The sequence below is a fragment of the Aurantibacter sp. genome (assembly GCF_039941195.1).
Classification (GTDB): Bacteria; Bacteroidota; Bacteroidia; order Flavobacteriales; family Flavobacteriaceae; genus Aurantibacter_A.
In genome coordinates, this window is the sequence record NZ_JBDVFA010000091.1 from 1 (window position 1) to 15933 (window position 15933).

16 protein-coding genes and 1 pseudogene are annotated in these 15933 nt (G+C 33.3%); 2 read left to right on the forward strand and 15 right to left on the reverse strand.

The annotated features are described in order from the left end of the window. On the forward strand, positions 1-1218 hold a 1218-nt coding region (locus ABJF52_RS15270; protein ID WP_348152120.1), incomplete at its 5' end, for an FAD-dependent oxidoreductase. A 21-nt stretch (positions 1219-1239) separates the two neighbouring features. After that, positions 1240-2679: a rubredoxin gene (locus tag ABJF52_RS15275; protein ID WP_348152123.1), complete on the forward strand. Its 1440-nt coding sequence runs from the start codon at positions 1240-1242 to the stop codon at positions 2677-2679. A 49-nt stretch (positions 2680-2728) separates the two neighbouring features. Here the strand turns inward: ABJF52_RS15275 and ABJF52_RS15280 are convergent, their stop codons facing one another. The 15 genes and pseudogenes from ABJF52_RS15280 to ABJF52_RS15350 all read right to left on the reverse strand — a co-directional run. Then, positions 2729-3523: a hypothetical protein gene (locus tag ABJF52_RS15280; RefSeq protein ID WP_348152126.1), complete on the reverse strand. Its 795-nt coding sequence runs from the start codon at positions 3521-3523 to the stop codon at positions 2729-2731. 72 nt (positions 3524-3595) lie between these two features. Next, positions 3596-4795, reverse strand: a complete 1200-nt coding sequence (locus tag ABJF52_RS15285) for a YHYH protein (protein WP_348152129.1) — start codon at positions 4793-4795, stop codon at positions 3596-3598. Positions 4796-4799: 4 nt separating this feature from the next. Then, on the reverse strand, positions 4800-5438 hold the full coding sequence (locus ABJF52_RS15290) for a hypothetical protein (protein WP_348152132.1): 639 nt from the start codon (positions 5436-5438) through the stop codon (positions 4800-4802). A gap of 11 nt (positions 5439-5449) precedes the next feature. Beyond that, the gene (locus tag ABJF52_RS15295) at positions 5450-6472 is read right to left on the reverse strand and encodes a YHYH protein (protein ID WP_348152135.1); all 1023 of its coding nucleotides are present in this window, start codon (positions 6470-6472) and stop codon (positions 5450-5452) included. A 187-nt stretch (positions 6473-6659) separates the two neighbouring features. Next, on the reverse strand, positions 6660-7922 hold the full coding sequence (locus ABJF52_RS15300) for an aryl-sulfate sulfotransferase (protein ID WP_348152137.1): 1263 nt from the start codon (positions 7920-7922) through the stop codon (positions 6660-6662). Positions 7923-8089: 167 nt separating this feature from the next. Continuing rightward, complete coding sequence (locus ABJF52_RS15305) at positions 8090-8785, reverse strand: SCO family protein (protein ID WP_348152139.1); 696 nt, start codon at positions 8783-8785, stop codon at positions 8090-8092. After that, positions 8760-9368 (reverse strand): hypothetical protein, encoded by a 609-nt coding sequence (locus ABJF52_RS15310; RefSeq protein ID WP_348152141.1) that lies wholly within the window; start codon positions 9366-9368, stop codon positions 8760-8762. The genes ABJF52_RS15305 and ABJF52_RS15310 overlap by 26 nt, the downstream gene beginning before the upstream one ends. Continuing rightward, positions 9369-10160: a YHYH protein gene (locus ABJF52_RS15315; protein WP_348152144.1), complete on the reverse strand. Its 792-nt coding sequence runs from the start codon at positions 10158-10160 to the stop codon at positions 9369-9371. 102 nt (positions 10161-10262) lie between these two features. After that, complete coding sequence (locus ABJF52_RS15320) at positions 10263-11015, reverse strand: hypothetical protein (protein ID WP_348152147.1); 753 nt, start codon at positions 11013-11015, stop codon at positions 10263-10265. A 96-nt stretch (positions 11016-11111) separates the two neighbouring features. Further along, positions 11112-12566 (reverse strand): CotH kinase family protein, encoded by a 1455-nt coding sequence (locus ABJF52_RS15325; RefSeq protein ID WP_348152149.1) that lies wholly within the window; start codon positions 12564-12566, stop codon positions 11112-11114. Positions 12567-12596: 30 nt separating this feature from the next. Then, a complete protein-coding gene (locus ABJF52_RS15330; RefSeq protein ID WP_348152151.1) occupies positions 12597-12875 on the reverse strand; it encodes an EF-hand domain-containing protein in 279 nt (92 codons plus the stop codon). A 174-nt stretch (positions 12876-13049) separates the two neighbouring features. Then, complete coding sequence (locus ABJF52_RS15335) at positions 13050-13559, reverse strand: hypothetical protein (RefSeq protein ID WP_348152154.1); 510 nt, start codon at positions 13557-13559, stop codon at positions 13050-13052. A gap of 9 nt (positions 13560-13568) precedes the next feature. Then, complete coding sequence (locus ABJF52_RS15340; RefSeq protein WP_348152157.1) at positions 13569-13895, reverse strand: hypothetical protein; 327 nt, start codon at positions 13893-13895, stop codon at positions 13569-13571. 53 nt (positions 13896-13948) lie between these two features. After that, on the reverse strand, positions 13949-14530 hold the full coding sequence (locus tag ABJF52_RS15345; RefSeq protein ID WP_348152160.1) for a sigma-70 family RNA polymerase sigma factor: 582 nt from the start codon (positions 14528-14530) through the stop codon (positions 13949-13951). Positions 14531-14614: 84 nt separating this feature from the next. Then, positions 14615-15933: pseudogene (locus tag ABJF52_RS15350) on the reverse strand (hypothetical protein); the annotation flags it as partial.

Sequence of the window (15933 nt, forward strand, 5' to 3'; positions counted from 1 at the left end):
AAAAAATTAGGTGTCCATTTACATTGTGGTTTAGGAATTGAAGATATTGATGCGACTAAGAAAACAGTTACTGATTCTAATGGTGAAGAACATAACTACGACTTGTTAATCATGGCAACAGGTAGTAGAGCATTTGTACCAAGCGAAGTACAAATCAATCAGCCTGGTAGGTTTACAATGCGTGAACGAGGCGATGCAGATAAACTACGCCATTACTTAAAAAAAACTGAATTACCGGTAGAAAAGCAACACGTAGTGATTGTGGGTGGAGGACTTCTAGGGTTAGAACTTGCAGCTGCCTTAAAACATATTGGCATCAATATTAGCATTGTACAACGTGCACACAGATTAATGGAACGTCAATTAGACGATGTAGCCAGTAGATTACTAGCAGAAGATGTATCCGAAAGAAATATTGACCTTTACTTTGACAATGAGGTAAGTACTGTTTTTGAAGAAAAAGAGAACGCACATACGCTATTAGTTAATTTAAAAACTGGTAGAACATTACAATGTAATGCCATTGTGTACGCAATTGGTACACGACCTAATATAGAATTAGCAAAACGAGCAAATTTAAAAACACGACGTGGACTTATTGTAAATTCTTATTTACAATCTAGCGATCCTTCTATTTTTGGTTTGGGTGAAATAGCAGAATTTAATAACGCTCTTTTTGGCATAACTTCAGCTGCCGAACAGCAAGCTGATATTGCAGCTAATTATATTTTAGGAGATTTCAGTAGTATGTACAATGGTTCAGTTCTAATGAACATTTTAAAATTTGAAAATCTGGATTTGTGTAGTATTGGAATGGTAAATGTTCCTTCAGACGACAGTAGTTATGAAGAAATAATTTTAATGGATGTTAGTCAACGCTTTTATAAAAAATGTATCGTTAAAGATGACACATTAAAAGGAGCCATTTTAATGGGTGACAAAAATGAGTTCGCTGAATTTAAAAGACTTATTGAAGAGGAAATAGAATTATCGGAAAAACGTAATGAGTTACTTCGTGGAGCATCAAACACAGAACCTTTAAAAGGAGAATTAATTTGTTCGTGTAGCCAAGTTGGTGAAGGAAATATTACGGATGCCATTGCTGGCGGATGTACTGAATTTAAAAAATTATGCACGCAAACTGGTGCAGGGTTAGGTTGTGGCAGTTGTAAACCAGAAATTAAAGCCCTCTTAGACAATCAATTGGTAAACGCTTAAAACTAAGCTAAAGAAGATAATATGAACGACGACTTATATCGCATCTTACTAAAAGGAGGAGTTACTTCTCCTGGTGAATTAAAAGACATTATTCTAATGCTTGAATCCGCTGGCTTAAATGAAGTATTTTTTGGATCACGACAAGATTTATTATTTCCCTTAAAAGATGTAAAAGAAGAATTACAATTAGAACAATTGTCGAAATTTAATACCGATATTGTTACCAATAGAAGCTATCAAAATATTATAAGCTCCTATGTATCTGCTGATGTTTTTGAAATGACGTATTGGCTTAAAGGTTCAACCTATTTATACATTTTAGAAGGTTTTGATTACTTACCAAAACTTAAAATAAATGTTACAGACCCAAAGCAAAGATTAGTACCATTATTTAGCGGAAATTTAAATTTTATTGCGTCGGAAAGTGAAGATTATTGGTACTTAAATATAAAATTACCACATTGGAAAACAGCACAATATTATCCTGTTCTTATTTATAGTTGGGATATAAATATTATTTCGAAAACTATTGAAGAAATACATGAAGATATTACCGACGTAGAGGAATTATTTTTTGTGTTAAACAAAAAGATTGATACCAATAATAAGACTATTGAAAAAGATTTAGAAGTACCCTTTCTAACATTTCCATATTATGAAGGGATGAACCGAATGGGTATTGACCAATACTGGTTGGGGTTATATTGGCGTAATAACAATTACGACCTTTCATTCTTAAAAGATTTTTGCGGTTTTTGTCTAGATAATAGTATTGGAAAAATATGCATTACACCTTGGAAATCATTCATTGTAAAAGGTATCAAACAAAAAAGTAGGCCAGAGTTAGAGCGATTTTTAGGTCAAAGAGGAATCAATGTAAGGCATTCACAATTAGAAATGAATTGGCATGTACCTGTTGATGATAGCGAAGCTTTAGAACTTAAAAAATTCTTAGTACGAAGTTTTGACCAAAATGATATTAGCACCTATGGATTAACTTTTGGCATTAGTAATGATGTCGGAAAACGTTCACATTTTTCATCAATTGTAATTGAAAAAAATAGTGCCCCTACCCTAGTAATGGATTTTGAAGTAAGACCGACTTATAACGTCTTGCATTTTGAAAACTTTGATCCAAATACTCAAAAATATCTCGCACATGCTCACGATGTAGACAAAATAGAGCTACCTGGCCTTCTTATGGAGCTTAGTAAAAAATATTTTGAACAATTAGGGACAATAAAAACAAAAGAAGAGAAAGTTAAAAATACTGATGAAAATGAATTACATTTTGTACATCAATGTCCATCTTGCCTAACCATTTACGATGCAACATTTGGAGACATTACCGCAAATATTGATGCGGGAACAGCTTTTGAAAATTTACCTGATAATTATTGCTGCTCTGTATGCGAAACTTCTAAAGACGAATTTAAAAGTATTGAAATACAATTGCATTAATTTAAAGAATAGCTGTTAAATTAAACAGCTAAATCTAATTTAGCACCTATTACATTGGTGCATCGAACCAAAAATCAAGTGTTTCAATTTTGGGTTTATCATTTTGGGCGTCATTTGGAGAACCTCCTTGTCCACCACCTCTTTGGCCACTGCCTCCTTGGCGACCACCACCTCTTTGGCCACCACCTTGTCGACCGCCGCCGCCTCTTTGACCGCCACCTCTACCTCCCATACTAATATTTGGACGTTCAGCTTGAGATTTTTCTTCAGGCCCATTCGTTTTAATACCAATCATTAATTTATTAAAATCAGCTTTAGGGTTATCGCTAATTTTATTTTTAGGAATAGTCAAACTATAATCTAATAATCCGGTCGCTTCATCATAGGTATATCCTAAAGATATCCCTACCGTATTCAATAGAATATGAAATTCTTCATCCACCTCAAAATAGCTATATATAGCTTCTTGTGGAAGCTCATTTTCAATTATATTTTTAATTTGAATGCTTCTTTTATCCGCTATTTCTTCTCCCAATACTTCTTCACCTCCCCTTTTACTATTTGGGCGCGAGGGTTCTAAAGGATATTTCACATACACATTTTGTTTCTTTTTTCCTTTTACATCAAAAAAAACGGATACGCCCATATGTAACATAGACATAATCGTATTGGTGTCTGCTGTACTAATATTTAAGTATACAGATTGCAGGTCATGGTTAAACTTATAGCTTACGTTTTCATCAACTATAATTATTGTATCCGATTCAAAACCTATTTTTAATTCTTTAGCATTCAAATTTAGTATTCCAATAACAATTGCTAATGCCGTAAATATGTGTCTCAATTAATTTTTCTTTAGGATTGATTGTAAAAATACTTTTTAAATAACCTTTTACCTTCTCTTTTTAGATTCTTTTTAGTGGGTCATTAATTCTTCTTTAGAAATAAAACCATCGCTATTTTTATCTATTGATGAAAAACTTTCTTTCAAACGTCCCTTAGCCTCTTCATTTGAAAGTTTACCATCTTTATTCGAATCCATTTCTTCCATAAGTTCACCTGCATTTGGGCGATCTTCAGGAGGTCCTCCCTGAGGTCTACCATCCTCATTTCCATGAGGACCTCTTTCCGGTCTACCTTGTGGATTTCCTTGGGGTTTATCATTTGGTCTTCCTTCAAGTCTTAGTTTATCTTTACCATGTGGAGGAGGTCCGCCGTGTTGCTCAGCAGCAAATTCTCCCATTAAACATCTACCCACATAAGGAAATTCATTTGTAACCAAGTACATATATTTTCCATCAATGGTAATGCCATTGCATTCATCTAAATCACCTAAGCCTTCAACATACTCAAAATCCGAACCAAAACTACCATCATGGTGTCCGCCTACAGCAACATCAATCGACCCCATAGGATTTGCATAGGTACAATCTTCACCATCACGATTACCATCAACCAACTTAAAACTTGGTTTATAGGCGTTACTTTTAGAATAATACATGGGGTAACCATCAAAAGCAAAACCTATATGCACTAAATCTTCACCATTGTCAAAGTTTTCAATTACTCCTGTTGGCGTACCATGATAGTGATATTCCCCAGTTGGTTGTACATGGGCATAGTTAGAATCTAATCCCATACTTATTAATTCTTGTATGGCTTCAACTCTATAATTCTCACCAGATTCGCAAACCACAACTTCAGCAGTTTGTGGTTCAAACTTTATCCCATTTAGGGCAATTCCAGGTGTTCTCACCCATTCAGCTTTACCTGTGAATTTAGGGTTTAAAGGAATCTCATACGTTTTATCTTGTGCCGAAATCGTATTCGGATTTCCAACATTCGGAAATTCTCCCGTAGTATGATTTGGTAATGCATTTGTAATTATCAAACGTTTGTTAGCCGTTAAACTGACTTTAGTTTTAGTTCCAAAATTTTCATCTTCTAAATCATACGCTCCAAAAAAACCAGCACTTGTCTTTGCATCATGGCTATGAGTATCACTACTATGCGTATGTGATTCATCATCATGCGAGTGTTTTTCCTTTTTCTCATTACAAGCAAGAAAAAACACCTGAACTAAACCTAGGATTGTGCAAAATACTATTCGTTTCATTTTTTTATTTGTTATTTTTAATGGAATCTAGTGTATTATCTTTTTCTTTAAATACATTCTTAATTAAAAATAAAAATCCAAATATTGCGAACACTATTAAGAGCATTTCGTATGAGAAAAAACTTGCTTTTGCTTCTGTGATTTCTACAAACTTATGATCATCAACATCCAACGATAATGTGTGATTGTTAGCATCGTTTAAAACAAAATGTTCTCTATTAAAACCTTCTTTTAAAAGAATTAAAGCACTCTCATTTTTTTGAATGTCCTCAAAGACCGTATTCTTTATTATTACATTTTCAAATTCTGATGGAATTCCAAACACTTCAAAAACTACTCTGGTTTCATGTCCCAATTTTACCATCCCTTTACCAAAAGAAATATCAGTTTTATTAAAACTAAATTCAAGATTGTTTTTAAGATGCTCTAAAACCATTTGTTGAAACTCCTCGGGGGTTTTATACGGAGTTTCTGCAAAATGTTTTCTTATTTCATATTGAAAAGCGGTCAATGAAGCACTAACCTGCAAAACCCAAGTACCATTTTCTTTTTCAACTAACATGGTTGTAGAAGTGTCTGCGCTATGAGCATTTGCCCCAGTGGCAATCAATAACAATCCGATAAAAAGAATTTTTTTTAACATAGTCCTATATTTTAAATGGCGTAAGCGCCTTTTAAACCATTTATAAAATTATTATTACCTGCCTCATCAACATGATAATGGTAGCCACGAATATCATCTGTATGCCCTCGCAATTCATCTAAGTCTGTAGGAACATTACCATCCGCATCTTCTAATTCATAAATTCCGTATCCATCTAATGCATAACCTATTAAAGAAGAATGTCCATCTTCTTGTACAATCACATGTCGTTCGGCAACACCCATTGTTGCAGCATGGTAATGATATCCTTGATTTACATTTATATGCCCACCAGCATCATCAAAAGGAGCAAGTGTGTAAGCACCTAGAATATTATCAACTGGTGCAGGTGCTGAGAACTCTATCCCATTGAGTGCCACACCACGTGTTGAAGGCGCTGTATTTCCAGCCCCACCAGGTCCTGTGGAAAACAGTACAGCATTGTCTTGAAGTACCGGCGATATCGGAATAAGCCAAGTTTGGCTAAGATCAGTTATATACGAAGGCAGACATTCAACACAAAAATTTTCATATTCTGAACCTACGTTTGGGTTAGCTGCATTTTCGCAATCTTCCTGCGTATCGGTAATATAGATATCTCCATTAGCATCGTACATTTGCCAGTTATTATCATTATAAAAAGTGGCTAAATTTTCAACGAATGCTCCATCTACATCATAAACCTCACCATTTTCCAGCCAGATTCCTCCCGCTTCAGCACTATCAGAAATATTATCAGGACACCACGGTCCCATATCATGATCAGCTGGTGCACTAGAAGTAACTATTTGATAGCAATCTGTTTCGGTGCCATCTGACAAGGTACAAGGCACAGTAGTAATTGTGACGTTATCTGCTGTAAAATAACTTGCATCCACACTCACTGTTGAAGTGTCGTCACCAGTGTCATCATCAGCTATTTCCTCATCTCCCTCCGTATTAGTATCATCGTCGGAACAAGACGTAAAACTTAGAAATATAATAAAAAGCATTGCTGATATTTGAAAAGGAAATTTGAAAATTGGTGAATTCATAATTTTAGAATATTAATTTATTGAAAACTAGTTTCCGTTTTTTAAGCTACTTTAAGAGCTATTGCTTTTGATTTTATCTTTAGATGATATTCTTAAAAATAACTTGCGCTCGATTTCGATTTATTTCAAAAAAAACTTCGTAATCGCTTACGAAGTTCTTAATCGAATAAACTTGGAAAATGGTAACTTATAAACCAAGTGCTACAACTGCTGGATCCTCAGAATAAAACACATAAGCTCTCCATATCGTTGCATAATTTGTTTTGTAAAGCCATTCTATTTCTCCCTGGCTATTAACTTCCCATAAAGTACCATCTCGACCTTCGGCAATCAACGTATTACCGTTATCCATCCGCACTGCACTCGAGAGTCCAGAAGAATAAAGATCACTATTGGTAAAAGACCATACAACGGTGGGTTCATTATCTTGACCTGCAATTAATTGATATGGAGGATTCAATTCATATTCTACCACTTGAGATTGATTATTAAATACATCATTTGCATATGCTAACATATTACCTGTATCTAACAAATTTGGATAATGTACATTACTTAATGTAGACTCCCCAATATTGTCGTAAGTTTCTGGGTTGCCAAAACGATAAACAAGATCGCCACCTAAACCGTAATTACCTCCTGTATTGGTGCTCGATTCATTGGTTGTTGTACTATGGTCTATAACCCATATCTCGCTATAATTATTTACCGTCAAATAAAGCAAGTCTTTTTCTTCGTCCAAAGTAAGACCATTAATGTGCATTATATCACCATCATTTCTAGTTTGATAATTATAATTTACGTCTATCTTATTTGGATTTTCACTAACTACACCGAAATTAGCTTTTGTATTATCATAGTCCTGAATAATATGATCCATTGCATGCCACTCCCAAACAATTTCTTCGGTAATAGGATTCATTTCAATTATGGATTCTGGGTTTAAATTGTAATTAGCTGCAAACCCTTCTTCACTTGCTTCGGCTTGTGATAATTCACTCCATACAGGAAAGATTATGTTACCGTTAGAAAGGTATTCAACATCGTGATGTGCTGTATAATCATCCGTTGAATACGAAACTTCCCAATCAATAGATTGATCGGCATTAATTTTACGAAATATACCTCCGTATCCTCCGTAGGTTATGGACGCATTGGTAGCTTTGAGACAAACCACCAAACTTCCATCAGATAGTAAATTAATATCATTACCAAGGGATTGACCAAATTCCCAGTTAAAAAGTTCATCACCATCATAATTAATAAGATGAGCTTCATTATTTTGTTGATCCGCAATCAAAAAATAAGTCTCGCTATCAGGTGCGTCATCTAAATCATCTTGATCTTCATTTTCATCTATAATTATATCACTATCCGAATCGGAACTACAGCCATAACTTAGGATTGAAATTACAGCAAAACATAAGGGCAAAAAAGCATATTTTTTCATATTCTATTTTTTTAATATTTAGATGACATAGTCTCAATAAACTTGCGCTCGATTTCGATTTATTTCAAAAAAAACTTCGTAATCGCTTACGAAGTTTTCTAATAAATCAACTATCAAAAAGTCAAGCCAAAAATTATTGACAATTAATAATTGAAGGGAACTAAATTTTAAATTTCTAGTTTTAGCGCTTTCACATCGGTAATTAATTGGGCAATAGAAGCTCTATTTAAACCATTATAAATACCACGAATATGTTTCTTCTTATCGATAAGAAGAAAGTTTTCGGTATGTAAAAAGTCATTAATATCTTTCGGAACTCCTAAATCGTTTTCGACGAAATATTGATTTCTACCCAGGTTATATATTTCAGTTTTATCCCCCGTAACTAAGTGCCATTTATTATCTATAATATTATTTTCTTCCGCATATGATTTTAACACGGATACCGAATCTATTGACGGCGTTACAGAGTGTGACAGTAATAGGATGTCCGAATCTTCTTTAAACTCTTCTTGTACCTTTTGCATACTACCTGTCATTTTTAAACAAATGCCCGGGCAAGTTGTAAAAAAGAAATCGGTAATATATATTTTATCATCAAAAGTTTTTTGGGTAATGGTATCACCCAATTGATTTACAAGCTGAAAATCAGGAATTTTATGAAAAACGTTTTCCTCTTCACTATTAGGTGTAATCCATTGCGGTGTAAAACTTTCATCAGAATAATAAGGTAAATATACTACCCTACTCGTTTCTACAACTTGTTTTGGTTTTTTAACTTCTGCTTCTTTACAAGATGCTAATAGTGCAAAAAACAAAATTGTTAATAACCTAATTTTATTTACTTCTAACAACGACTTCATCTTCTAATTGATAACATGAATTGGCTCTTTTCATTCCAAAAATTCGACCATTTTTAGCTTCGTAATTCACATACAAAGCTCCGTTTTGAAGCCATGCCTTTTGCATGCCTTCTTCTTTACCATTTACGAGTTGACGTTCTTTAGCCAGCACACCATTAGGGTACCATTTTTTCTCGACACCATTTATTTCACCTTTTAAATAAGCGGTCTGCGAACCTAAATTTCCATTCTCCCACCAACTTTTATAAGTTCCGGTTAAACGGTTATTTTTATAAAATGATTCCACTCGAAGCACGCCATTTTTTGACCATCTTTTCGCAATACCTTCTCGCTTGCCCTTATAAAAACCAAGACGTTCTTCGACAGTACCATTTGGATAATATTTTATGGAGTATCCATTAAATGGATGACCTTTATAATACCATTTTGCTTCAATTGGGTTAAGCTCAAGCTCTTTTTTATCCACTTCCAAAGCATTGATAGTAATAGTTTCACTAGCTGTATTTCTTGGTAAAGTATTCTTGCAGTTCGTTACTAAAACAACTGCAAAAAAGATAAAAAATAGTTGCGAAATATTTTTCATTTAGTATCCTTGATATGGTCCAGCAAAAGCAAGATATGATCCCGTTGTTGAATACACTTCATTAATAATATGATAGTGATATTCTCCATCAGGATTATGAGGTGTGGGCCCGAAATGACCTCCTGATCCATCTAAGTCAGTAGGATATTCATCTGATGGATAATCTCGTCTACCGTACAAAAATACACCGTCTAAAAGTATACCTACAAGATTGTCATCATCATTGGTAAACGCCTTTGGCTCTAAATGATAATGGTATACTCCAGGTCCAATATGTGCGCCTGTCCAATCTAAACTAGCTGCTGCTTGATCCAAAGCTCCATTACCTTCTTGGTCATTAAAAATAGAAGCTCCGCTTACCGCTATTCCAATAGTATTTAACTGCGTCGCCACTGTGTTACCCGTTAAATCTGGAGTAGCATCAACCGTAATTGTTGTTGCATTATTATTACTAGACATTATACTAGGTGTGGTTGCAACTCCATCTTCCTCAATATACAATTCGTTGCCTTCTCCCCAATAAACAGTTTCGTGATTTGGTAATCCAGTTGTTTCAATCACAACATTTGATCCATCCAAATAAATTGTAGTAGCGTCTGTATTAAATTCGGCAAACGCAGCATGTAATTCCGTTACAATTTCATCATCATCTGAACTTTCATCATCTGTATCTGTAACGGAATCATCAATCACTGCATCATCGGTATTATCTGTACTACAAGAAGCAACTCCGGCCAACATAATGATGGCCATTGTTGGAATAATTGCTAAATGTTTATATGTATTAATCATTCTAAATTCTTTTGTTTGTTATTTAGATGCATTCTTTAAGAAAAACTTGCGCTTTGATTCATTTTTGATCAAAAAAGATTCATAATTTCCTTATTATCAATACTATGAACCTTTTAATTCCTTGTTTAATTTAACAGCAATCGACTGAGTTTTATGCTTTAAATTTTCGGCAATACCCAATATCATTTTGGTCTGTATCAACCTATCTATTACACTATTCTGATATTCTTTACTATCCAATAAATCTGAATAATTAGATTTTTTACTGGATCGTTTTATTCTTTTATAATTAAAACTATCTTCTGGAAGGAGGTCTATTAAAGAAACATGTTTTTCAATTACTGGTTTTAATCGATTTGTGATTATATCGGAAATTTTTTCTTCTTGCTCATCAAATTTATCTAACTCGTTAGGGTAAACCGCTATCAATTCTTTTAATGAATCGCTATCAATAAACTCAAACTTGTTCGTAATATTAATTGAGTTTATAGACTCATTACGCATGATAACTTTATTATAATTTAAGTTTACAATAAGGTCTTTAGCTTCAACAGTTAGCTCATTTGGTTGTTCGCCTAAATAATTGAGTGTATTTTCAAGTTTTTCTATACTATCAGAATAACTCACAATTGCACTATCCAAAACAATCAAATTAGTATCTAACTCTTGACTTAAACTCTTGTAAATCTTTAACTCAACAATTCTATTTTTCCTAATTTCATTCAAGCTATTAATTTTCCATGCGATAAGAATCCCTATTACAATCAATAAAATTTCACCGAGCGCATATAGGAGGTAACTTTTTATTTTACCTGAAAGCAATAACTGCTTTCTTAACTTTCTAAAAACTTTCATTTTTGCTGTTCTAGGTTTAGTGTTTAAATTATAAAAGCTTCGCAATCACTCACGAAGCTTTTAAACACACTACTCAACTCAACTCTAACTTTTAACTCAATTATTTAAATAATTATTTACTGCAGATGCTCTTTGTGAAACATGAGAATTAAGTTCACTTATAGCTGCTTGAAAGTCCGAACTATTATTTAAAAATGTGTATCCAGATTCTTCTATAATTGCATATGGCTCTACCAAACTTGAATAAGAACTATATAATGCTTGCATAGTACTAACATTAAAAGGCCCTTCTGCAACATCTTGAACATAACCATCGTAAATTTCTTTATACACAGGATCTTCATATAAATATGAAATTAATGGCCATTGGGCTGCAGTTAAGTCAGAAAAATCAAGCTCGAGAGAACCACCTTGATTTCCATTTTGCAATGCTTCGTTATTATCCCATGGAATCCATGTTAATTTGTCATTATCAGGATTATTATACAGGAAATAATTATGCGTCATTCTGCCATACGTATCCCAATTTTGTATCACTGTATTTACTGCTAGGTAATTTAAGAATACATCGGTATCGAAAACTGCTTCTAAATTCGTACGCCAAGTTGCTGCATCAGTTGTTCTAGAGCCATCATTTAAAATATCAAATAAGGCTTCTACATCTGTGAAATCGGCTTCATCTTCATTATTTTTCTTTACAAATTCATCTTCATCATATGTACCTGTAGCAAAACTAGCGGCATCACCATCGGGTTTATATAGATTACCATCTTCATCACCAAATTGATCTTCTAAAACAGTATCATCTACTTCTTCTACCATTGTATACACACCAAAATATTGTGGTCCATCTCCATAATCAACATACAACGTATAAAATGCAGTATGGGAAACTGCTAAGCCTGCATTTTTAAATACATCTGCAGCTACCTTCTCGCGAAGCATCGATTTATCATTATAATTATTTTTAAGACTTAACTTTTTGAATCCGTAAAAGCGTTGGTTTTTTATTTGCGGATAATCATCTTCAAATTCATCAAAATCTAGTTTAAAAGATAATTTAAGGATACCCGATTGCCAACTACTTTGCAAGCTTGAATTCCCTTTGAACCTTACCCCTACTCGATACCATTCTTTATCATCATAATAAACTTCAGCCGGCACAAAAATGGGGTCTTCATCAGAAAATGAAGTACCTCCGCCTCCTCTACCAAAAGTTCCATACAAACTTGTCATATCATCCAACATACTTTGCCAACGGTCTTCAGTAATTACAATATCGATTCGCTTTACAGCATTATCTTCAAAAACCTCCTCGAAATCTGGATCCACATCATTACTATGTGTTTCTGTTGTCCAATCGGTAGCATCAAAGTCAGCATCATCAATGACGACTTCATCTTCCGATTCATCTTCATCTTCTATAACTTCTTCTTCATCAATAAGAGTAGCGATTTCGTCATCATCGCTGCATGAAGAAAAAATAGACAAAGACACACTAAAAAGTATTATACAAAAAGGTGTATGGAATTTCTTGCTAGTTAAATTCATTTGATTATTTATTTGATTATCTATTAGCTATTATTTCTTAGAAGGTCTTTTTGGCTTTGGAGCTTTCTCAAATTCATCTTCAGAAATAAATCCATCTTCATTCGCATCGATGGTATCAAAATTTTCAGCCAAAGGCCCTTTAACTTCATCTTTAGCAAGTTTACCATCTTCGTTAGCATCCATTTCTTTAACCAATTTTTCAAAAGTTGGCGGTTCTTTTCTATCACCACCTTGGGCGAATACGCTAGTAGAACCAAAAATGGCCATTCCAAAAACGATTATTGCTGTTTTAAATGTGTTTAATTTCATGTCTATTATTTTATGTTTGATAGTTTAGATGAGATTGTATTTTAAAACTTGTGCAACTCAATGTTAAATAAATGCAAAAAAAAAGACCCTTTAAAAAAAGGGTCTTTTCAGCATTTTATTTTAGCGTAATTGCGATAATAATTACTATTTACTTTAAGCGTAATTCTTAAAAGTTTAAGGTCCTGGAGGTGGTGGAGGTCCACTTTCTGGTCCACGACCACCTGGTGGAGGTCCGTCTTGATTATCAGGACCTCTTTGATGTAAAGCATCTTTTAAAATTAATGAAAATCTTTCTGTTTGTTCTTCATTACATATTTCATTTACAGCTCTGAAAAATTTAAAAGTCGCTATTTCCTTCTTTTTATTTTTATTTGCTACAATAGTAGTAATCGAGTCAATTAACTGGTCACTAACATTTTGAGCAGTTAGTAAACCAAACATATCATCTTTTGATTTTCTAATATCATCTAATAATATTCTTATTTCCTTTCTATGTTCAGTATTTAACTTCTTGAATTGTTTCATTTGTTTTTCATCAAACTGCAATTCTTTCGCAATAAAATTTGAAGGTCGAATATTATCTGGCCTTTTATTACCTATATTTCCGAAATGCCTGACCAAGAAAAAGCCATTCATTATAATTAAGAATCCTAATAAAATATATAAGAGTAAGTTTTTCTTCATAATCGCTAATTAATAAATGTAAGTATCAGAAGTACTTGAAGTAATACCATAAACATCGGCAAAATCCGAAACATCTTCCGTATAACTATCTGTGGTATTAGAATTAGATAACAATACAGCAGTATTTAAAAGCACGAAGCAAATAAGAGCTGCCGCTTGATATTTCGGTGTAAACCAATTAAGATATCTAACGCCTTTTTCCTGTTGTTCATTCTGTTGTACCATACGATTAAGCACTTTATCCTTAAAAAATGGAGGTGCTTTTACGCTATCAATCTTTGAAACACTATTTATTGTTTCATCAACAAGTTGGTTAATATTAATTTTATCTTTCATACTCCTAATCTTTGTATCTATTATTTAGATGCTAAAATCACTAATTACTTGCGTTAACTTTCAGTATTTTTATAATAATCTTGTAATAGCTCTTGTAGGTTCTTTTTTGCCCTAAACAAAAGAGACTCTATTGAAGATATACTTTTTTCAGTAATATCAGCAACCTCTTGATAACTCAAGTCATCTATTTTATTTAATGTATAAACTGTTCGCTGTGCTTCCGGAAGCCTATTAATAGCTGCAAAGAGTATTTCACTTTTCTCTTTATTCTCTAATTGCACACCTGGATGGTTAAATTCTGTAAAATACGAACTTCGATCAATGGGCGTTTCATTTCCTAGTATCGATTGCATAAATCCGAAGCGTTTCTTTGTATTTTTCTTACGAATAAACTCTAAACTTTTGTTAGTAGCAATTCGATAAATCCACGTAGAAAGTTTGGAATCACCTTTAAATTTATTGATTGAATCAAAGACTTCGATAAAAACATCTTGAGCAATATCTTCAGCGTCTTCAGCATTTGGAACAAAAGAAATACAAGTACCAAAAACCTTTTGTTGATATTCGTCAATGAGCTGACCATATGCCTGGTTTGATCCCTCTCTTAATGCTTTAATAAAATCTGCTTCTTGCAATGGGGTTTTTTTGGGCCTGCAAAATACATAAAATCAAAGTAGGATGATTTTAAGAAATTCTAATTTATTTTAATAAATGCAGTACTATTTAGCGATGTATGCGAATAAATCACGAATCTCATGATCTTTCATACCCATTAAAAGACGTTCTGGCATTAAAGATATTTTATTAGGACTCATTGTATCAATTTGATTTGTGGCTATTGTGGTAAGTTCGCCACTCATCGATTTTAAAGTAATTGCTTTAATACTTTTTTCAACTAAAGTACCTGAGATGGTTCTTCCGTCATTTAAAACTACTTGATAGTTTACAAACCCCTCTCTAATATCAGCACTCGGGTCTACAACATTAAACACCATATATTTTTTATTGTTTCTATCGTAACCTGTTAGATCCGGACCGATATCACCCCCTTCATCAAATAACTTATGACAAAGACCACATCTATTTGAATATAAAGATTTACCAGCCGTTGCGTTGCCTTCTCCATCATTTAAAACAATAAGAATATCAGTCATACGATCATTCTTATCCTCTGAAGAAGCCGGACCATTATTTGGCCATAAATTTGATACTGATTTAGTAATTTCAGTATCATTTAACAATTGCATCTGTCGAACAAGTTCTTCTGGCACATCTTCAACCGGTATCTTTTTCTTCACTTCAATAAGATGTAAAAAATCTTTAGTCCATTTAGGTCGGCTTGCAAATAAATTTAGTGCTGCCATTTTTAAAGTCTCATTACTTCTTAAATCAATTGAATACCAATCTAAAACTTGACTACTGATTTCAGGAGTATCAAAATTAACCAGCGCTTTTAAACAGGCCTCTCTTACAAGAACACGATAGTTTTTATCTCTCATGATACTTAAAAGAACAGGTACTGCTTTTTCAATTTTAGATTCCCCAATAAGTTTTATATAGGCAAGCCGATTTTCTACGTCTTCATTTTTATCAATAATAATTTCTATCGCCTCCGTAATAGCGTTCTCTTTCTTTTGACTGATATCAAAACTTAAAGGCGCATTACCAAACATACCCACGTAAGGTTGAATGACTGCAATAAGATTTTTTGGTAAATCTGTCATATCCTTACCAATCATTCCCTCTTGCAAACCATTCCACAAATATTTTGCCTGATTTTTACTTGGTATATTTTTAAATAGAAAAGTAGCATCTTCAAGGTCTTTTACATTTCCTTCTAGAATTAAACGCTGCATTACTCGTTCTAAAATAAAATGTTGAACAATAGGTTTTTCCCAAAGCGATTTATCTTTAAAAAGAGCAACAACTTCATTTTGATTATTTACAAATTTTGATTCTAATGCCCACCATAATAACATAGGAATATCTGGATCGGATACATCTTCTTTATTACTCAATAAAACTTTAATAATAGGAA